Source organism: Polyangiaceae bacterium (genome assembly GCA_020633205.1).
Taxonomy (GTDB): Bacteria; Myxococcota_A; Polyangia; order Polyangiales; family Polyangiaceae; genus JAHBVY01.
In genome coordinates this window covers 503,848-524,132 of record JACKEB010000014.1, presented here as the reverse complement: position 1 = coordinate 524,132, position 20,285 = coordinate 503,848, and the positions used below count along the sequence as shown (strand labels likewise).

General features: G+C 63.4%; 15 protein-coding genes. 7 read left to right on the top strand and 8 right to left on the bottom strand.

Annotated elements, in window-relative coordinates:
- Positions 1 to 2: 2 nt before the first annotated feature.
- From selD to H6718_22305, 6 genes are all read right to left on the bottom strand, one after another.
- Complete coding sequence (gene selD / locus H6718_22330; protein MCB9588162.1) at positions 3 to 2,177, bottom strand: selenide, water dikinase SelD; 2,175 nt, start codon at positions 2,175 to 2,177, stop codon at positions 3 to 5.
- A 534-nt stretch (positions 2,178 to 2,711) separates the two neighbouring features.
- Positions 2,712 to 3,320 (bottom strand): hypothetical protein, encoded by a 609-nt coding sequence (locus H6718_22325; protein MCB9588161.1) that lies wholly within the window; start codon positions 3,318 to 3,320, stop codon positions 2,712 to 2,714.
- Positions 3,320 to 4,024 carry a hypothetical protein gene (locus H6718_22320; protein ID MCB9588160.1) on the bottom strand — a complete coding sequence of 235 codons (705 nt, stop codon included), beginning with the start codon at positions 4,022 to 4,024 and terminating at the stop codon, positions 3,320 to 3,322. Before H6718_22320 ends, H6718_22325 begins: the two co-directional genes overlap by 1 nt.
- The gene (locus H6718_22315; protein MCB9588159.1) at positions 4,021 to 4,443 is read right to left on the bottom strand and encodes a hypothetical protein; all 423 of its coding nucleotides are present in this window, start codon (positions 4,441 to 4,443) and stop codon (positions 4,021 to 4,023) included. The genes H6718_22320 and H6718_22315 overlap by 4 nt, the downstream gene beginning before the upstream one ends.
- A gap of 53 nt (positions 4,444 to 4,496) precedes the next feature.
- Positions 4,497 to 5,285 carry a hypothetical protein gene (locus tag H6718_22310; GenBank protein ID MCB9588158.1) on the bottom strand — a complete coding sequence of 263 codons (789 nt, stop codon included), beginning with the start codon at positions 5,283 to 5,285 and terminating at the stop codon, positions 4,497 to 4,499.
- Positions 5,286 to 5,416: 131 nt separating this feature from the next.
- Positions 5,417 to 6,352: a hypothetical protein gene (locus H6718_22305; GenBank protein ID MCB9588157.1), complete on the bottom strand. Its 936-nt coding sequence runs from the start codon at positions 6,350 to 6,352 to the stop codon at positions 5,417 to 5,419.
- A gap of 169 nt (positions 6,353 to 6,521) precedes the next feature.
- Here H6718_22305 and H6718_22300 point away from each other — a divergent pair, with 169 nt between their 5' ends.
- From H6718_22300 to H6718_22270, 7 genes are all read left to right on the top strand, one after another.
- Positions 6,522 to 7,496 (top strand): zinc-binding dehydrogenase, encoded by a 975-nt coding sequence (locus tag H6718_22300; protein ID MCB9588156.1) that lies wholly within the window; start codon positions 6,522 to 6,524, stop codon positions 7,494 to 7,496.
- A gap of 213 nt (positions 7,497 to 7,709) precedes the next feature.
- Positions 7,710 to 8,717 carry a hypothetical protein gene (locus H6718_22295; protein ID MCB9588155.1) on the top strand — a complete coding sequence of 336 codons (1,008 nt, stop codon included), beginning with the start codon at positions 7,710 to 7,712 and terminating at the stop codon, positions 8,715 to 8,717.
- Positions 8,707 to 10,008: a PQQ-dependent sugar dehydrogenase gene (locus H6718_22290; protein ID MCB9588154.1), complete on the top strand. Its 1,302-nt coding sequence runs from the start codon at positions 8,707 to 8,709 to the stop codon at positions 10,006 to 10,008. Before H6718_22295 ends, H6718_22290 begins: the two co-directional genes overlap by 11 nt.
- A gap of 280 nt (positions 10,009 to 10,288) precedes the next feature.
- Positions 10,289 to 11,971 carry a DUF1592 domain-containing protein gene (locus H6718_22285; protein ID MCB9588153.1) on the top strand — a complete coding sequence of 561 codons (1,683 nt, stop codon included), beginning with the start codon at positions 10,289 to 10,291 and terminating at the stop codon, positions 11,969 to 11,971.
- A 36-nt stretch (positions 11,972 to 12,007) separates the two neighbouring features.
- The gene (locus H6718_22280) at positions 12,008 to 13,507 is read left to right on the top strand and encodes a DUF1552 domain-containing protein (protein MCB9588152.1); all 1,500 of its coding nucleotides are present in this window, start codon (positions 12,008 to 12,010) and stop codon (positions 13,505 to 13,507) included.
- Positions 13,508 to 13,686: 179 nt separating this feature from the next.
- Positions 13,687 to 14,832, top strand: a complete 1,146-nt coding sequence (locus H6718_22275; GenBank protein ID MCB9588151.1) for a hypothetical protein — start codon at positions 13,687 to 13,689, stop codon at positions 14,830 to 14,832.
- Positions 14,833 to 14,858: 26 nt separating this feature from the next.
- On the top strand, positions 14,859 to 16,478 hold the full coding sequence (locus H6718_22270) for a hypothetical protein (GenBank protein MCB9588150.1): 1,620 nt from the start codon (positions 14,859 to 14,861) through the stop codon (positions 16,476 to 16,478).
- A 17-nt stretch (positions 16,479 to 16,495) separates the two neighbouring features.
- Here H6718_22270 and H6718_22265 read toward each other — a convergent pair whose 3' ends face one another.
- Positions 16,496 to 18,196 carry a response regulator gene (locus H6718_22265; protein ID MCB9588149.1) on the bottom strand — a complete coding sequence of 567 codons (1,701 nt, stop codon included), beginning with the start codon at positions 18,194 to 18,196 and terminating at the stop codon, positions 16,496 to 16,498.
- Positions 18,197 to 18,962: 766 nt separating this feature from the next.
- Positions 18,963 to 20,234, bottom strand: coding sequence for an exo-alpha-sialidase (locus tag H6718_22260; GenBank protein ID MCB9588148.1), 1,272 nt, complete (start codon positions 20,232 to 20,234; stop codon positions 18,963 to 18,965).
- Positions 20,235 to 20,285 lie beyond the last annotated feature (51 nt).

Sequence of the window (20,285 nt, the reverse complement as noted above, 5' to 3'; positions counted from 1 at the left end):
TGTCACACCAGGGATACGCCGGGGTCCTTCACACGACCGATGAGCCTCGCTTGAGGCAGCCCGGCGCTGGACAGTTGCCTGAGTAGCTCTTCAGCTTGTTCCGGCGAGATCGCGATCAGGAGTCCCCCGCTGGTCTGCGGATCGAATAACAGCTCGGTGCGTGCTTCAACAGCGCCCTCGCGAGTCGAACGCTGGCACCACTCTCGTAGTGCGGAGTTCTGCGCGTGAAACGTCGATCGATAGCCTCTGGCAAGCAGCTCGAGCGCACCAGGCAACACGGGCAGAGCGGAGAGTTCGAGCTCTGCACCGAGCCCATCGGCGTGCAACATCTCGTGCAAGTGGCCGAGGAGCCCAAACCCAGTGATGTCCGTGGCCGCGCGAGCGCCTAGGCGCTGGGCGAGCAACCCAGCGTCCGCGTTGGTGGCGAACAGGGACGCGTACAGCTCCTTGCGCCAGTCGAAGCGGCAGTCACCCATCGCATCCGCATGGAGCAACACACCGCTGCCAAGGGCTTTGGTTAGCACTAGGCAGTCACCTGATTGCGCTCCACGCTTCGGCAGCAATGGACCGCGAGCGCGGCCCCAAATCGCAAAGCCGACCTGCAGCTGCTCTCCAGCTTGAGTGTGTCCGCCGAGCAGCTGCACACCATGGGCATCGAACACCTGACTCGCACCCTTGAGGATCTGCTGCACGGTAGCTGCCTGCTTCTGCCGGTCTGCCTTCGGGATCACCAGGCTCGACAGCGCAACCTCCGGCAGCGCGGCCTTCGCCCACAGATCGCTCAACGCGTTCGTGGCGGCAACCCGGCCCAGGGCAAAGTAGTCACGGGTGAACGCGCTAAAGGCGTCGACGTTGGCGACGACCACTTCATCCTTCATTTTCCACGCAGCAACATCTTCTGCCTCGCGGATCCCCCAGATCACTCGCTCGTCAGGCGCTTCCGTGTCCATCCCGGACAGCGCGTCCTGAAGTGTCTCCCGCCCCAGCTTCGCCGCGCAGCCGCCGCACTCCATTTCAGCCGTAGCGGTCGGCTCTTGGGTCGCGTCGGCGAACGTGAATCGCTCGACGAAGCGACGATCGATTCGATCCTTGAGCCGCCAGACCCAGCGGCCTTCGAGGGTGCGCCCCCATTTGCTGCCAAGCGCCACCCCTCCCCCCAAATTCAAGAGAGAGAGGTAGTCCCGTTGTGGCTCGTAGCTCTGGAGCGGGGCGCGAGCCAAGACGGCGCGAAGGTTGTGGTCCAGCACCGGCCCCTGACGTACGGCGTACACCCCAGCCCGAGGCACCCAGGGATGATTCGCCTGCACGGCGCAGTCCCCGACCGCGAACAGGTCAGTGTGGCCTTTGACGCGTAACTCGTCGTCGCAGAGCGTGAATCCGCGTGGATCTCTCGGAAGTGGGCTGTCTTCGATCAACGCGGGCGGCGCAGCGCCGGCGACCCACAACACCAGATCGGCTGCGACGACCTCGCTCGTCTCCAGGCGCACGCCATCCTCCCGCACCTCGACGACATTCCGTCCGAGCCTGAGCTCGATGTCGCGGGCCTGGGCAAGCTCCAGGGTGCGCTGCCTCAACGCATCCGGGTAGCCGTCGAGGATCTGCGAAGCAGCGTCCACGAGGGTGATCCCCACGTCTAACCCCAAGGCAGCCAGACGAGCCTGACAGCAGAAGGCCAGCTCCACTCCACCCGGTCCGCCGCCAACGACACACACTCGCCCCGGGCCGCGCAGCTTGGACAGGCGCCCCAGCAACTCTTGAGTGAGCTTGGCGATGGGCCGCGTCGCTAGCACGAATTGCTTAACACCCGCTAGTCGCCAGCCAAGCACTCGGGAGCCCACATCGAGACTCGCAACGTCATAGAAGATCGCTGGTCGGTCTGCGAACGAGATGCGGTGACGGCTTGGATCCACCTCGATGGCTGCAGACGGGATCAGCTGCGCGCCGGCCCGGCCTGCGAGACGTGCCAGGTCGATGCTTATTTCCTCGAGGGAATAATCGCCGGCAACGAAGCCTGGAACCATTCCGGAATAGACTGCGTCGCCTCGGTCGACGACCAGGGTGAGCTGAACCCCGGGCACGGGCTTCATGGCCCAGCGACGCAAGATCTGAATGTGAGCATGCCCGCCGCCAACCAGCACCAGTTCACGGCTCTCGATGCCTGGGCGCACATACTGCACGCCTCAGCAGACCTCAGTCCCGCTCGGGCTGGCAAGCTCCCAGGGTAGAATCACCCGCGCGCTGAGTAGAACAACCAGGCGTAGAACCGGTCGAGCGCAGAACGATCCGGCATAGAACAATCCGGCGAGTACCCTCGTCCAAGAGAGAGCTGCCGTGAGCGTGATGATGAAAGCCCAGTTATTCCAGAGCGTCGCGAAGCTGACCAAGGTCGCGCTGCTGTCCGCCGGCCTGGGCCTGTTCGCTGGTTGCTCGATCCATACCGGACCGAGGGCGGACGCTCCCCCGCCGCCCCCGCCGCCTCCTCCGCCGGCAGCGCGCCCGGCCCACCAAGCGCCACCCCGCGTCCCCGCAAGCCCGACGCGCGGCGCACCATCTCGCCCGCAACATCGGCCCGCGACGCCCACTCGCGGAGACGACACCAAGCTGAACGCGCGCCACGGTCGTGGATTTGGCCATCGCCAAGGCATCGATCGGGATCGCGCAAAGCGGTCCCCGGAACGTGAAGCCGACGCCCCCAAGCGTGGCCGGAAGCGTCAGAAAGCGCGGCTGAAGCGCAACGCGAAGATGGGGACCCAGCGCGGCGTGTTGTTCAGTTCGTCGTCGAGCAACTGAGGGTCGGTATCGCTACCTCGCAGGGGCGAGTCGTCGCGTACGTTGACGGTCAGGACACGCCGTACGCCGACACCAGCAGTGAGGTGGTAGGTGCGATGTAGCACCCAGCTGTAGCCAACCTCACCGAAGAGGTTGTGGCTATAGGTGCCGATGGCGAACACATCCTTGTACTGATATCCCAGGGAAACGTAGGGGCGAAACCCTTCGATATTGAACAGGTAGCGTACCGCCGCAGTGTACTGACGCGCTGGGTTCGACTCGACGCCAAAGCCTAGATAGTACTCGAGACCGCGCACCGGAAAGTTGATGTAGCCGAGGAGCATACCGACGTTGCCTTCGGGCCCCGAACCGATCGCAGCCTCTACGACAAAACGGCGTGAGCGCTGGTCGACGACATCACCGAAGGTCTCTCGCTCATCGTAGATTGAGCGGCCTCCAGGGGAGGACAGGCGGTAGTCCTTGGCGTGCGCCGTGGTTGCTAGGCCTATGAGCGCTGCACCGCCGAGGGCTCGGGAGCACCACTGACGCACTAGTCCACCCTCCGCCCGAACACGACCCGCGCAAACACCCTCCACGGCGTGCCGTGTAGCACATCATCGAGGTTGTCCGACGCGTCCCCGTTGTCGAACCCGTTGGGATCGATCAGGTAGTAGTTGATCAGGTTGCCGGCTACTGCGCGACGCAACCCGACGAATGTCTCGATGTTCCAAGATCCCTTGCGCCACACCACCGCGCCGAGCTCCAGCGGTGTCAGGTAGGCCAGCCAGAAGTGATCCGCGAGGCGCGCCTCTGCGTGCCCACCGACACCATAGGACAGCTCCGTGAGGCCAGGGATCTCGTAGAACCCACGCAAGCCGAGCCCTGCTAGCACCCGGGAGTCCTGAAAGCGGTCAACGCCGGGCTTGACCATCAACAGCGAGTGCGGCCCAAACGCGCCGAGGCGCCACATCGCCGTCAGCCCGACCAATTCCTCGCCCGTGCTCGCCACACTCTTGGCCGCAGACGCGAAGTACTCGGCCCCCACGCCAAGCACCCAGTAGTGATCGCGAAACCCCTCATGCACACGGCCCGCGAAATAGCCGTCCTCGCGCGGAGCGTCTTTCTGCTCCAGGCGAGGCAGTGGCTTGGCCTCGGGCTCCACGTTCGACTCGAACGTCGACCCAGGCTCAGCCGCCACACTGGCGCACCAAAGGAACGCACTGGCGGCGCCACAGATGACGGGCCAGAGCTTCATGGCTTTTGAGGTGCCTCGCCGGTGTTTCCCTGCGGAGGATCACAGATGGCTGTGATGCGACTGATCGGGAAAGCGATCAGGAGCCAGTGGTCGGTGAAGAAGTCGAGCTGAGCGTGATGGATGCGCCCGCACTTGTAGCGACGCCGCGCGCGCTCCAGCAGCACGGCGTAGTGGTCGGGTTCAGCGATTTCGACGAAACCAAGCAGGGAAACTCCGCTGTCTTCCTCTTGAATGAAGGTCGCGTTTGGCGCAGGCGGTGGTTCATCGCCGGCTGCGAGCGCCTGCTTGCTGTGATGCAGCGTGCAGCCGCCCATGAGCAGCGTGAGCCACATCACCAACGAAAGCAGCAGCAGTGTGCTCAGCGAAGGCGCGCTGCGCGAAGCCTGGCTCCGCGACGTACTCGAGCTTTGTGTATGCATGCTTCTGAATTCCCTGAGCCCAAGACGGCGACCGCCGGTCTGGCGCGGATGGATCAATTCGTGTTCTCCAGGTGAGGTTGAGGTCGCAGCTCTGGAGGCAACCAAGCCGACAAGCAGGTTGCGAGGGGAGCGCGACTACGCCGCGGAATGGCCTGGCTCAACCGCTGAATGACGTAAGCGCCTCTGGTCTCCCCCGGCTCGAGTGCTGCCAGCCCACGCAGGAGATCGGCAGCGAGCATCGGATTCGCGCCAAGGCGCTTCCAGAGCTGACTCGCAAGCGCCCAGCCGAAGCGATGGGGGTCGGCAGCGCCAAGGGCCAACGCAGACCATTCCGTCAACTGAGGCTCGACGCTCTGGCTTAGATCGCGCTGTGCACGCCCCTCAATCACCCCGAGGGTGCCGTTACCGGTGAGACTCGCGGCGTAGTAGTCAGCGGCGCCTTCCTCGATGGCTCGCAGTACGCGCTGCGCGATCGGCTCTGACGGTCGCTTCCCCGCGGACTGAAGGTGGGCGACCTCATGCAACCACACCGCAGGGTCACGGAGCGCAGCATCCCCAGGGGGAGCCAAAATGGAGCTGCTGTCGAGTTCGACCTGCGCGCTCTTGCCTACCAGCTGCGGCTCAACCCTGACCCGGAGCTTTGGTAGCGTCGGGTATTGCTCGAGGACCTCCAGCAAAACCAACGCTTGAGGGCGACTCTCGCCAGCGCAGATCCCAGCTCCACTTGGATTGCGCCACTCCGGAGCCCGGGCACCGAGCAACGCGACGCGTGCTTCGCACGCCTCACGCTGTTTCCTCTCGGATACATACAGCAAGCCTCCGACACCGACAGCTAGGCCCACGGCCAATGCCAAGCGACGCAACCCCGGAGGGAAGCCCACCCGAAACCGTTGGGTGCGGGCCACGCCTCGCGCGCGGCGCGCGGCCAGCGCGGAGCTCGGAGCCGACGTGCGGCTCGATCGGGGCATGGCACTCAGTCGGCGCACAGCGCTAGGTGCTCCGAAGTGTAGCCCGGCAGGTCTCGGGATACCGCCTCCTCGGGTGTCGCTTGCCCCGCAGTCACTCTGGCAGCCAGGGTCTGCACCAGCTCGAGGTAGTCCGCGGTCGCGAGGATCGCGCGCTTCGCAGGCACTGACAGGCAAGCCTCGACTTGCGTGGCGCCGCTAGGCTCGAGGCAATCGCGCCCCTCGCGGTAAATGGAATCCTGAGTCGTGGTGTGACCCACGGTGTCGCTGCTCGTTCCGCCGTGATACTCGATCTCAGGGGAGTCATGGCCGTCGGCGCGCTTGATGAACGCCTTGACGGTGAGGATGCACCACGGCTGATCCGGGTCGAATGAATCACGACTGGCGTGAGCCGGGGAGAAGGAGTCCTGGATCAAGTGGTTGGCGCGGCCGACCTGGGTGAGCGCCTTCACGGGATCGCTCGTCCAGTTCTCGAGGGCAATCAGTGTCAGCCGCTCCAGCTCCGCCTGGGAGTCCGCTACGGCGTCCGCCGGCGTGTTCTTGTCATCGAGCAGAAAGTGATAGCGCTGAACTTCGGGGCGATCCGTATATTCGGTGAGCGCGTTCGCGTATTGCACCACTCCGGCGTTCATGTTGACCAGGAGCTCCTTGGGCCAATCGACACGGCGATTCCCCTCGGCAATGGTCTGCAAGTCACTCTTCGAGAATCGGGTCTCACCGGGTAGGCTCGCGTTCCCGAAGTAGGTCAGCCACTCATGGCCCTGAAAGAAGCTGGCGCGGGTCAGCATGCAGTCCCCCTTGGAGAAGAACTCCAGGTTCGCCGTCTTGGGGCCGCAGAGGTCGAGGGGGTCCGAACAGGTCAGCGCGGACGAGGCGCAGACGATCAGCGCGAGGCCCGTACCTCCACGTCCGAAAGCTGCGGCATACTGACGAAGGTCGACCACGAAAACCGGGGTAGCAGCGCCTCGTCACAGGGACAAGTGCGCCGAAAAGAGGTGTCCAATGCGTTGGGCTGTACGACCGCCGCGAGTTGCCCCATGACTCAGGTCCGCGGTGAGGCGCTTTCGCGCACCTACCGTGAGCCAGTCAGGGGGACGAACCATGAAGGACAAGATGCGGGCGTACGTCATCGAGCAAGCCGGCGGTGCGGAGCAGTTGCTACTGCGTGAGCTCCCGCTGCCCACCCCCGCGGAAGGTTGGGCACTCATCCGCGTCAGGGCCTTTGGCTTGAATCGGTCGGAGTGGTTCACTCGCAATGGCGACTCGCCTAGCGTGCACTTTCCGCGAGTCTTGGGCATCGAGTGTTGCGGGGTAGTCGAAGCCGCCCCGGGCACCGACTTGGCGCCGGGCGCGCGCGTCGTGGCGATGATGGGGGGTATGGGGCGCGAGTTCGATGGCTCGTACGCGGAGTACACTTGCGTCCCTCGGGAGCACGTATTCGAGCTACAAACGTCCCTCGAGAGTGAGCGCCTGGCTGCCCTGCCGGAGATGCTGCAAACCACCCACGGGTCGCTCCAGACGGGGCTCGAAATAGACCGTGCGGAAACTTTGCTGATCCGTGGGGGAACGTCGTCTATCGGCTACGCGGCGCTCGCCCTAGCCAAGGCGCTCGGAAAGCGGGTCGCTACCACCTCTCGAAGCGCCGCTCGCCGAGATGCTCTGCTCGCTGCGGGCGCGGACCACGTGTTCATCGATACTGGCAAGCTCGCTGATGAGGTTCGTGAGTACTACGGCGGCCAAGGTGCAGAGCGGGTGCTCGAGTTGATCGGGACCAAGACGCTGCTTGACTCTCTCGCTGCGACCCGAGCCGGTGGCATCGTGTGCATGACAGGCATCCTCGGAGGCGAATGGACCCTTGGCCAGTTCACGCCGATGGGAGACATCCCAACCGGGGTGAAGCTAACTAGCTACTCCGGTGGCTCTTCGGACATTTCGCAAGCCGAGCTTCAGCAATACGTCGATCTCGTCGAGCAGGGAAAGCTGTCCCTCCAGCTCGGTCCCGTGATGCCGTTCGAAGCGCTTCAAGATGCGCACCGCCTGATGGATCAGAACAACGCCGGTGGGAAGATCGTGATCTCAGTGAGCTAGGAGGAACGCGTCTCTTCACTCCGCCAGTGTCCCGCGCAGAGCGCGAAAGTCACCGGAGCGATCGCCGCTAGTCGGCACCACAACCATCAGCGAAGTCGACGCCGGCGCTTGTGACGCACTTTGGCCCACCTACGCGTTGAGCGTCGAGACAGCTGTTTTCAAGCAACTTGGGCGTCAGAACACATTGGCACGGTGTTCGCTTGAGCGACTGCCATGGGCATCAGATGCTGGTTCGCTGGCTCGATCTGCGTGTTGTGTCTCGCATGTAGTTCCGAAGGGAACCGAGTCCCGCCTCCTCAACCTTTCATAGAAGATCCGGAAAGCGAGTTCCCCGAGCGCTTGTCCGGCGTGGGCCTTTGGGATCTCTCCAAGCCTCTAGAGGTCTGGTCGAGCGAGGCAAATCCCCACGCTTTGGAGTTCGAGCCCCATTTTCCCCTGTGGACGAACGGAGCGCGGAAGCGGCGTCAATTGGTTCTTCCGCAGGGCGAGTTGATCGATGCCTCCGATCCGACGAGCTGGAAAGTCCCTGCCGGGAGCATCGCCTTCAAGACGCTATTCTTCGCAAACGCGAGCGGCGAGCCAGTCCCCGCGGAAACACGAGTGATTCAGCTAGGAGCCGGAGGCGAGCGGCGCTACGCGGTTTACGTCTGGGACCCGCTGTCTCGCGACGCGACTCGAGTGGAATCGGGTACGACGCTGGAGGTACGTGACTTTCGGGGGAACGTGCTCACCCACGAGGTACCGAGCGAAGGCGACTGCTCGGCTTGCCACGACTCGAGTCCTCAGGCGTTCTTGGGGCTCAACAGCTATCAACAACAAGTAGAAGACGCTGGCACGTTGAGCCCCCAAGCCTTCGCGCATCCTCCTGCTAAACCCGAACGAAGCCTACGCGGCGACGACGAAGAGAGTCGGGCGCTCGGCTACTTGGTCGGCAACTGCTCCCACTGTCACAACGACTGGCGTGGCCCAAACAGCGAGTTCTCGCTGCTACCTGAGGACGCCGTCGCCAACTTGGTGAATGTCGAGTCCACCGGCAGCGCGTCGGTCGCGGGCATCCGGGTGATCCCCGGGGATCCAGACAACAGTCTGCTGCTGCTAGCGATGAACTCCGTCGCTGGCCGACGCCTTGCGAAGCCGATGCCTCCGCTGGGCGTGCAGCGTGAGGACGACGCGGGCATGCATACCATCGCAGAATGGATCGAACAGCTTGATGACAACTGACCTCACCCCCAAAAAACTAGCCATACTGAGCCTGCTCGCCCTCACCGCCTGTAGCGATGGCGGGGGTGCCAACGAGAAGCCGGAGCCGCAGCCCGAAGGACCCGTTAAGCTGCTAGCCCAGGAGCTGGTAGCCCCTGATTGGCCGGACTATCCAACCGACTTCGAGTTCCTCCCGGCAACACACGAACTGCTGGTGCTCGACAAAGCAGGCAGTGTGTTGCACTACGCGCTTAGCGATGAAGGCACACCCGGCCTAACGCTGTTGGGCCAGTTCAGCATCCCGGAAGTCGTAGCGCCCCTCGACTGCGGGCTGATCTCCATCACGCTCGATCCGAAGTTCAGCGAGAACCACTACTTCTATCTCGGCTACTGCACGAGTGAAACTGCCAGTGGTGTCTATCGCTACGAGTTCACATCCGAAGACTACTCCGCCATCGCGAAGACTCGCGCAGAGATCCTCAGCGTCGACGACCCACTGGCAACTCGCCCCTGGCACAACGTCGGCTGGATTGGCTTCGCACCACAAAAGGAAGGCGATGAGCGGCCTCTCTACGCGTTCTTTGGCGACAAGGTCCGAGACGAGAACGGGCAGAACACAAACAACCTGTTGGGCACCGTCGCACGCATCATCCCGCAGGGTGGTATGGAGCCCTATCGTCCCGCAGCTGGGAACCCCGCGGAAACGAACTCGGGGGTTCACGCCGCTGCCTACGCATGGGGGTTACGCTCTCCCTGGCGAGGAGGATTCGATCAGTTCGGACACGTGGTGATCGGCGATGTCGGGTTGTTCGACTTCGAGGAGGTGAATGTGGCCAGCTCACCGGGACTGAACTTCGGCTGGGCCGAAGCTGAAGGGCCTTGCGTACCCTCGAGCGAGACAACTGAAGACGACGACGAGGAGGTCGGCAGCGATCGCTGCAACGAGTTCCGCGATCCGGCGACCTACTTCTCTCATGACAGCGGAGATGCCTTCGTAAAGGAAGATCCCGAAGCGACCTCTGCAAGCACCCGTGTGGTGTGGGTCAGCTCTGCCTATCGACGAGAGGGGAATGATCCATACGGCGGCCAAATGAATGACCGAGTGCTCTTCGGCGACACCTGCACTGGGTTCGCGCGATCCCTGCTGCTGGACGCCGACGGGGCCACCGAAAAGAACGACGCCGCGGGACACCTCGGCGCCATTAGTTCCGTACGGCAATTTACCGATGGTTACTTGTACGCCCTTCGGATGGCCGACTGCACCTCCGAACAGACCGGCAAGGGAGCGTTCGTGCGTCTGGTCTCTCAGTAGCCCAAGACCTGAGCGCTCATCAGCTTGGGTTGCCTACATCGGCCTCGTTCGCGCTTTAAGCACACGGGAATCATCCAGCGAGCCTTAGCCAATCCGCCAATTACCACAGGAAAACCCGTATATTTCGACCATGGCAATCAGGGGCCACGAGCGCCGGTCACCTTCCCTGGCTGCGAGCCACTGTCAGGTTTGGTGATGGTAGTGTGATGGCTACGCGCGCTGGAACGTTTCGGCTCCTGAGGTGGGAGCCGAGCGGGGCAGTGAGCGCGAAGGGAGAGCCATGAAACCCACACATTGGTTTGCCATCCCAATGCTCGCCTGCGCCGCTCTGGCGGGGTGGAGCTGCCAAGGCAATATCGGTGATCCAGGCGCGAGCGGTGATGGAACACCAGGCGGCAACGGCGGTAGCGGCGGGACTAGCAACCCGCAGAACGCCTGCCTCGATGCTGTATTTCAGTCTTCTTCCGCTCCGCTAAGACGCCTCAGCCCGGCGGAATACCGCAACAGTGTCTCCGATCTCTTTCCAGGTGTCGCGCTGCCGCCGCTGGACACCGCTCCCGACACTCGAGTGGATGGATTCACGAACAACTCTTCCGGCCAGTCTGCGTCGCCGCTTGGCGTCGAACTGTACGTGAAGTTGTCCGGCGACGTCGCGACCGCGGCCGCTCAGAGCCTCAGCAGCTGGGCCCCCTGCAGCGACGACAGCGATACTTGCGTCAACCAGATCGCCACGAACCTCGCCACCCGCGCCTATCGGCGCCCTCTCGACAGCGACGAGCAAGGGCGCCTCGAGACGTTCGCTACGACCGCTCGTGCGGAGCAGGGTTTCGACAACGCGGTGCAGATGGTCGCGAGCGCCGTCTTGGAGTCGCCGCTCTTTTTGTTCCGCGCGGAGTTTGGATCAGACGTTCCCGTCGGCGACAAGGCGGTCCGCTTGAGTGGCTACGAGATGGCGTCTCGCCTCTCGTACTTCTTCCTGGAAACGCTCCCCGACGACGAACTCACTACCGCGGCCCGCGACGGCGCGTTGGACACTGACGACGGCGTTCGCCTTCAAGCGGAGCGCTTGATGGCCGATCCTCGCTCACGCCCGGTGCTTACCAACTTCCTTGCCGAGTGGATGAGGCTCTACAAGATAGACGGATTGAGCCTGGACCCCAACACCTTCCCTGAGTTCGACACCCAGCTGAAGGCAGATCTCAAAGAGTCGGCTCGACTGTATCTCGACAAGGCCCTGTGGGAAGACGACTCCTGGGCATCGCTGATGACCGGCAGCTTTGGCTTCGTCAACGATCGTCTCGCACCGCTTTTCGGCGTGGCCGCGCCGGGAACGAACGAATTGGTCTACGTCGACCTCCCCCAAGACCAACGGAGCGGCATCCTCACCCAACCGGGCGTGCTGTCTTCGACCTCCCATGGGCTGCGCCACTCACCAATTTTCCGCGGGGTAACACTACTAAGCAGTTTCCTCTGCACACCGACGGGGCCAGCAGACCCGAAGAACCTGAACAAGGAGCCGGAGAAGGTCGACCCGAGCGAGGTCTGCACGACGCGAGACAGCGTCGCGAAGACGCACACCGTACGAGCGGAATGCCAAGACTGTCATCGAGCCATCGACGGCGCGGGCTTCACCTTCGAGAACTACGACGCCCTCGGCCGCTACCGCGACACGGAGAACGGCTGCAACGTGGATGCGACCGGCACGCTTCCCACCAGCGACGTCGAAGGCCAAATCGAAAACGGCGTCGACCTATCCCGGAAGCTCGCAGCGAGCCCTCAGGTCGCGGCCTGCATGTCGGAGCATCTGTTCCGCTATGCCCTCGGTCGCTCCGTCGCCAACGCCGACTCGTGCGAGGTGAAAGCGCTCGCCGTCGAACTCCTCGAGACCGATGGCGACAGCATGCAGAAGCTGATCATCAACCTGGTCACTACTCCCTCCTTCCTGAGCCGGCCCAAGCTGTGAGCCGAGCCCTCCACTGAGATCTGAAAGAAGCGTGAGATGAACCGATTCGACCGCCGCACGATCCTCAAGCTCCTCGGCGCCAGCAGCGTTGGCGCCGCCCTCCCCTGGCTTTCCAGCAACAGCGCGAAGGCCGCACCGGGCGACGTCCCGCTCCGCATGTTGTTCCTCGAGGTCAGCCCAGGCTGTCGTCGCACCACTTTCGAACCCGCAATTCAGGGTCCGAAGTACGTGGCACAAACGACAGCGCTGCCGAACTCCGCTTGGGATTTCCGCCCGGTTATGTCCTCGCTGTCTCCATATCGTTCCCGAGTGACGATGTTCGAGAACCTCGACATGGTGAGCAATGAGGTAGACCCCACGGCGCCGGGCAACGCCCACTTCGCAGGCTTGACCCATATGCTCACAGCGGCGGATCGCTACGGCTCCACCGGTGACCTTGGAGGCGGACCGTCGATCGACCAAGCCATCGCGCAGTTCCTGAGCAAAGACGGTCCGGTAACCAAACTGCCCAGCCTCGAGGTGATGGCGGACGAGAGCGCAGGCCAGTACTCGCGTTCGACGAACCACCACTCCTACTCCGCGCCCGGGCAGCAAGTTCCCTACCTGATGTACATCCCCGACATCTGGGATCGCCTGTTCCCGGATCCGCTGAACACTGACGCCGCAGCGCAGGCTGCTCTGCAAGCGCGACGCACAAGCGTCTACAACCACGTCAAGGGTGACTACGACTCCCTAATCAGCAAGCTCGGCGGTAAGGACAAGGACAAAGTCAGCGCGATGCTGCAGTACCGCAAGGATCTGTTCGACAGCCTCGCGGTGGTCAACAACCGTGAAGCGAATCGGCCCGACAAGGCGAGCATCATGGATCCCTGGGCGGCGCTAGACGAGGGCTACCAGCGGGGCAACGTCAACAACCGGCTGTGGCACGTACACACGGAGCTGATCGGTCGCCTCGCGGCCGCCGCGCTCCATACGGATACGACCCGCGTGGTGACAATGTCGATCCAAGAGCCGCCGAATTACGAGTTCGGCTACACCGACGGCGACTATGGGAGCAGCGACTGGCACGACCTGATTCACAAGGTGAGCGGTGACCAACCGGAGATCACCGACAGCACCGCAGCAGCTACCATCGACGAACTACACCGCGTGATGTACGCGAAGGTCGCCTTCATCCTGGATCAGCTCGCCGCGCTTCCGGAGACCGATGGTCAATCACTGCTCGATCACACACTGGTGTTCGTGTACTCGCACATCGGTGAAGGCAGCCACGACTTGAGCCGCCTACCGTGGATGGTGATCGGCGATGCTCATGGCTACCTCAAGACGGGTCAGTACATCCGCTGCCCGATCTTCGATCCGGGCTCCGGTCAGATCACCACGGACGATAAAGGCTCGCGCAAGTGGAACGTGCGCGGTCGAGCACACAACGACCTGTTCATCACTCTGGCCAACGCCATGGGTTTGCAGATCAACACCTTCGGTCGCCAAGGCATGCCGGAGTCTCTGGGTATCATCCAGGAGATGATCGCGTAGCGCTCGCCCACTGGAGGCCACCAGGCTTCCCGGAGTTTTCCTGGTTGACCCCGAGCTCGCCCTGACTCGTCCGAGGCAGCGCCTGCGGTCGGAAGACACATCGGAACAACGGCGTTCAAGCCTTGCGAGGCACTTGCTGCGGCCAGCGCCCGCGCTTGCTATGAGCGAACGTTGGGGTGATGAACGGTCTAAGTCGCCGCAGGACGCCGAAGCTCCTTCGGCAGATCTGGATTTGGGGGTTAGGGCTCTCGGCGCTGCAAGCGGCGGTGAGCGGGTGCGGCGCTGCACCAGTCGCTCGCGATGGCTCGAAGCGCAGCGCGGACATTGATACGTCTCTCCTCACCCCCCCTTCGAACCCTGCGCGCGGCCTCGACGCGCTGGCTCAAAACAAGACCTGCGAATCTTGCCACACGGCCATTGCATCCGAGTGGCGCGGCTCCTTACACCAGTTGGCGTTCGTCGAGCCCGCCTACCAACGGGCGCTCGAGCGCGAGCCCTTGCCCTTCTGCCGCGGTTGCCATGCGCCCGAGGCTGACGCCAGTGCTACGCCGGAGCCGGCTCTCGCAGAGCTCGGGGTGGGCTGCGTCACGTGTCATGTGGTTCAGGATCAGATCTTGGCGGGTGGTCAGGGTGAGCCAAGCCCAAGCGCCCACGCGGTACTCCGCACGTTGAGCCGTTCGCCGGCTGGCGCCTGCTCGAGCTGCCACGAGTTCGAGTTCCCCGACCGCGCGCTGCGCAAGCAAGGCCTCTTGATGCAGTCGACCGTGAGTGAGCACAAGAGTTCGAGCCGCGCGGGGGAGACCTGCGCGAGTTGTCACATGACCCGAGCGGCCGACGGGCACTTGCGACACGACTTCGCAGCATCTCGCAGCCAGGATCAGCTACGCCGCGCTCTCAGTGTGAAAGCGCGCCGCGTGAGCGCCGGCCAAGTGGAGCTGACCCTCGAGGCGCGCGGCGTGGGGCATGCGCTGCCAACAGGAGACCTGTTCAGGAGGTTGGAGGTAGCGGTGGAGCTAGTGGGCGCCGACTACCAGGTGGTGGCGCGTGACCACCGCTACCTGACGCGTCACTTCCGCACGGTCAAAGTGGGGAGCTTCGCACAGCGCCAGCTAGACAAGGACGACCGGCTCTTCGACGGTGAGCCGCGAGAGCTCCAGCTGGTGGTTGACTACCCCGAAGGCGAGGCTCTCCCCATCGCCTGGTGGGTCGCCTACCAGCGCGTCGGTTTTCCGCGCGCGAACAAAGAAGACGCCGAGATCGAGCAAGAACTACTCCTCGCGAGTGGTACCCTGCCACCCATTGCGAACGAGTCGGGAGCAAGGTGATGCACTGGACCTCGAAGGGACCGAACATGAAACGACCTGAAGCACATTCAACTCCCAAGCGCACACGAACTCACCTCGGCTTTGCGGGCAAGTTGGTCCTATTTTGCCTACCTCTCCAGGCCTGTGGCGGCGGCACGCCGACCCCAGCAGCACAAGGCAGCGAGGGCGCATCCCCAGAGACCACGACCGGGGCCACAGCGCTTGATGCGGCGCCGGCCGCGACATCCACCGCGGCCGCTGGCGCCACCCCCGCCCCATCCGTCGCGGGGAGTTCGGCCACCGAGGCCCCTCCGAGCCCCTTCACGCCCTGGGCACAGTTCCCCACGGAAGTAAAGCTCGCTCCGGTCGGCGACGCTGCCTTGATCGTCGGACCGCATCCGGTGGATGGCAACTTCACGTTCAGCTTTCTGCTGCTCAGCAGTTCCGGGGAGATCAGCTCGCCGGAAGGCTTGAACATGAAGTCGCCGGTGTTCGCCGAGTTTCAGACCGCCGCTGGCGAATGGCCCAAGAGTGCCTTCATGAGTTTCATCACCGGGAATGGACGCGTGGGCTGGAGCCAGGTTTCTCAGGCAACAGGGCGTGGGTGGAAGGACATCAGCGCCAACTCACCCCGCTGGGTCGACCTGAGCGTCCAGCGTTGGGACAAGGGCAGGGTGTTGGCGCTCGCCGTCGATCAGTTTGGCTTCGACCGCAAGCCACCGACTTTCCGCGTGGTATCCGGCACGCCGACTCGGCCGGTGCCAAAGCTTGCTCGGTCCTCAGTACCCATGCCGAAAGACGGCAGCCCTGGTTGCCTGAGCGCCATCGTGCCGGAGTCCTTCGCTGCAACGCCCTTGGGGCACGTCTTCGTGACGGGGCCCTTGTGCGCGGATGACAAGCCAGGTGCCAAGCTCGAGTACTTCGCCCCAGGCGCGACCAAATCACAGACGTTCGACATAACCGAGCACCCGCTAGGTGAGATGACCGCGGCGGCGCGCGCCGTGGACGACGTCTACTTGAGTGGGACCGGAGGACCGCTCTTGCACTTCGACGGCAAGACCATCACCAAGGTGAGTGAGGTACCCGTTTCCGGGCCGGTGAGCCTAAGCGCTGAAGGGACCCTCTGGGTCAACTCGGGCGACAAACTCTACAAGCAAGTCAAAGGCGGCAAGTGGGAGTCCATTGCATTGCCGCCAAAGGCGGTCGCGAGCGCGCTCTATGTCCCGACCGACGCACAGCCGTTCGTGCTGGTGGGCAAGACACTCTACGGGCTGAGCGAGCCGCCCGGAGGGGTGAAGCAGTACCAAGCCGAGTTTGGCCAGAAGCCCACCACGCTGAGTCTGCCCAAGGCCGCCAACCCAGAGTGCCAGCACCTCTACGCTTTGCTCTATGGCTTCACCAAGGTCACGCCGGACGACTACGACTTCCCCCTCACTCGCAAGGCCATCAAGGGTCAGGCTTGGCTGGAAGAAACGCGTTTCGTTGTCACCGAGGACAACGGCAAGAAGTTCTTCGGCGCCATCCCCAATGACTATGAAGTCGGCAAGCGCCTGGTGGCCCACGTGCAGAAGCAGGTCAAAGGCTCAGTTCCGGTCCTCTTGTGCGCAAACCCGAAGGTCGTCCGCGAACTGCCGATTGATCTCCGAACTGGCGAAGTGCGCAAGTAGCACTTCCGCACGGCAATTCACTTTACCTGGCGCCCAACTTCACCGTCAACGAGCTTCGCCCCGGGACGCAGGCGCGCCTGGGACTCCACCGCGTTGAGCCAGCCGCTCATCACCACGGCGACGCACTTGACGAGGTCGTTGGGCGTATACGGTTTCTGCAAGAAGCGCGTTCGCTGACTGAGCACATGCTCCAGCCCTTGCTCTGGATAACCGCTCGTGAGCACCACAGGCAGCTCGGGGTCCGCGGCACGAATCGCGCTCAGCACCTCGACGCCGCTCATCTTGGGCATGTTCACGTCCAGCAGCACCAAAGAGATCCTTGGTCCTGACTGCTCGAAGTGCTCGAGGGCGCTCGCGCCGTCATGAGCCTCGAGCAACTCGAAGCCAATGCGCTTTAGAATGCGGGCCGCGACGCGGCGAACCTCCGGCTCATCGTCTGCGATCAGCGCATAGCCTTCCACGCGCAGAGCCTGGCGCTGCTTGGTCGTCTCATGCCGCAGCTCCAGGTTCGAGCGGGGGAACATGACGCGAAATGCGGTCCCCTCGCCTGGGGTCGAGTTCACGGTCAGCGCCCCTCCGTGGCTGCGCATCGAGCCCAACACGGAGCTCATCCCCAACCCATGGCCTCTCGGCTTGGTGGTGAAGAAGGGATCGAACATACGTGCCTGGACCTCGGCGCTCATGCCATCGCCGGTGTCCTCGACCTCCAGAGACACGTAGCGACCCTGCTTGAGATCGCCGCGAAGCGACGGGTCCGACAGGAGCTCCTGACCCACATCGATCAGTCGGGTACGGATCAGCACTCGCCCTTCTTGGTCGCCGACGGCATCGATGGCGTTGGTCACCAAGTTCATGACCAGCTGTCGAAGCTGCGCACTCTCGCAGTCAATCGGGGGGAGAGCGTCCGCAAGCTCAAGCTGCACGTGCACCTTCTTTGACCCATAGGCGCTAAGCAGCTGCACGGTCTCTCGCGCGACCACCGAGAGATCGTGGGGCCTCACGTCGCCGCGTCCCCGCCCGGCATAGGAAAGCATTCCACGGGTTAGCTCTGACGCGCGCTGAGCGGACTGCAGTATGCTCGAGAGCATCGCGGCTTGCGGGGAGTCATCGGGAGTCTCCTCCAGCACCAGGGCGGCATTCGCGAGCACTCCGACGAGCAAATTGTTCAGGTCATGGGCAACGCCTCCGGCGAGCAACCCAAGCGCCTCCACACGTTGCGCGTCCGCCAGCCCCACCTGCAGGCGACTCTCTTCTCGAGTGCGGCGCTCGGTGACATCCAGGGCGACCAGCAAACACCCGCCGTAGCTATCGCTCAGCGGCTCGACGCTGACGTCAAAGGACACACCGTCGAGTTCCAGATCGAAGCGCGCGACGCGCTGCTCGCTGTCGACGGAGCGCAAGCGCTCCAAGACGTCCCCGCGTTCGGTGACGTTCTCCCGGCGCCACAGAGCCTCGTAGCGCCCTCCAAGGAAGTCTCCGGGCGAGCCGTCGAGGCGGCGCGACCAAACCACACCCGGAAAGTCCGCCAGCGAAGATCTTAGGGTCTCCGCTCCGGCTCGCACGACCTGAGGTTGCTCAGAGGGCTCGCGACTCGGTCGTTCCCCCACGGCAACGTGGTCTTGGAGTCGCCGTTCGAGGTCCAACAGCTGAGCGCTCAGTGCCTGACCACGGGCGGCGACGCTCTTGAGCCGTAGCCACAGGCCACTGGTCAGGAGCACGAACAATCCGATAACGAGATATAGCCAGAGCACGTGTCGTCAGAAGCGGTGCGAAGACGCTCGCCCTGCGATCCGAAGCAGGCGAGAAGCTCAGAGAGCCGAAGGAGCAGGTTCGGTGTGCATGGTACCTCGCGAAAATGCGCATTGGACCCTCAGAGCGTCCTAACCCTCACTTGTTAAGACCACTCGCGGCAACGTCGAGAAGCATCTCAATCGTGCTTCGGTAACGAAAGGTCAGGTGCGGACAGACCGGAACCCGAAGGCACAAGATTACTTCTTTTGCAGCTATTGGCGTTTTCAACCGCAGATCTGGGGTATTTTCCGCGCCGGAAACACAGCAAACCCACAACAGCTGTGCACTCGAACGCTTTCCACGCGGACAGCGGCTGCCCAAGGATGTCTGAGGTATCCCTACGAATAGCCTGCTACCCACGCCCTCAGCGTCGCCAGGCGTGCGCACATTCTCGACGAGGGGCGCGCCACTCATACTCGACACCCGACCAGTGCCAGTAGCCCGGTAGCTCGATCGCCTGACCACCGCAAGAGGCCGCGCCCACCTCGCGTTTCCGTGGGGTTATTGGCGTTCCTGCGAGTACGGCTTGGGCGTCCCGCTGGGCTGGGTCAGCCGGCGTTCGACTGCTCTCCGTGTGAGTCTGATTCAGCGTAGAACCAAGGACGCACCCGGGAAGCGAGAGCGCGCCCAGGGCGCCTAACCCCCAGGACATGAAAAACCGCAGAGTCTTGCAGGAACTGGCTGGGCGTTGACTCACGGGGCCACGAAACGGATGTCGACGAAGTAGACTTGCGTCCCACGGTCGCTGGTCTGACCTTGAACCCAGCTCTGATCGGGCTCGTCCAGGGGCGCTGTGTAATTGGCCACAAGGAAATGATGGGCGTCAACGCGACGCACTGAGGCGAACGCCGTGTCCCCCGCGCCGGGTAGATCCTGAATGTGAACGACCTTCCGCTGCGCTGTGTCGATCTTGTAGAGCGCGGTGGTCTTGGCGCGTTGGGAGTAGGCAACCAGGGAACACGCGTCGGGTCCGCTTCCAAATGGGCCGCCGATGTCTCGCCGGGCGATCAGATACAGGTCGTCACCATGCCGGAACATCTCCGGAGAATCGTAGCGCTCGGGATCGGAGACGTCGGGGCAATCCCAGTTGCCGAGATCTCCAGCCTTCGCGACACAGACTTGAGCACCGCAGCCGGTGGCATCTCCATCCTCGTTGCGGGTGACCGCCCAGAGGTCACCGGCCTCCGTGAACTCGAACGCCACCTCGCTCACGCCTCCGGAGTACACCACGCTATCCCCAGACACAGGAGACCAGGTGTAACCATCGGTCGAGTGCTTGAAGTAGACCTGAACCACGGAGCCTTCGCCGCCGTAGTGCTCCCCCATGTACGAGGTCATCCAGAGTTGGCTCGCTTCGCCTGCGGCGCTGACACGGCGCTTGATGTCCCACGGGACTTCTGGCTGATCGGCAACCACTTCGACGTCATTCCACTTCCCCGTCTTGTCGCGCACCACCTGCAGCATGCGGTTCGGCTCGAACGCCAGGGCGTTGGTCCCCGCCTCGAAGAACACCAGATGCAACTCACCGGAGACGTCGAATAGCCGAGGCTCACGCACGTCCCTATCAAGAGCGATCGTCGTCTCGTGACCCCAAGTCACGCCTCCGTCGGTGGAGGAGACGACCTGCATCTTGGTCTCGCTGCTCGCGAAGTGGAACGGCGCCGCCCGCCAAGCCATATAGAGCTTGCCGCGGAAGAAGTGGATCTCCACATTCGCGTTCGACACGGCGGCCGTATCCGCGGGGAGACCGTCACTAGGGATCACCCAGCGCGGCTCAGAGACCTCTATTTGGTAGTTGACGTTCGTGTCGACAACGTAGTCGCGGGGATCGTCGGAAGGCGACCCTGGACGACTCGCGATTTCAGCGTCGTCGCCACACCCCGTCGCGGTGCCCAGCGCTAGCGCGAGCAACATCCAACCAACCAAACGCGAGCCGGCCCCTTGAGGCCTCACGAGTCGAGCCATCGAGGATGGACTTAGCAACCGACACGCATGCGAGCGAAGGAAAAGCCCCAG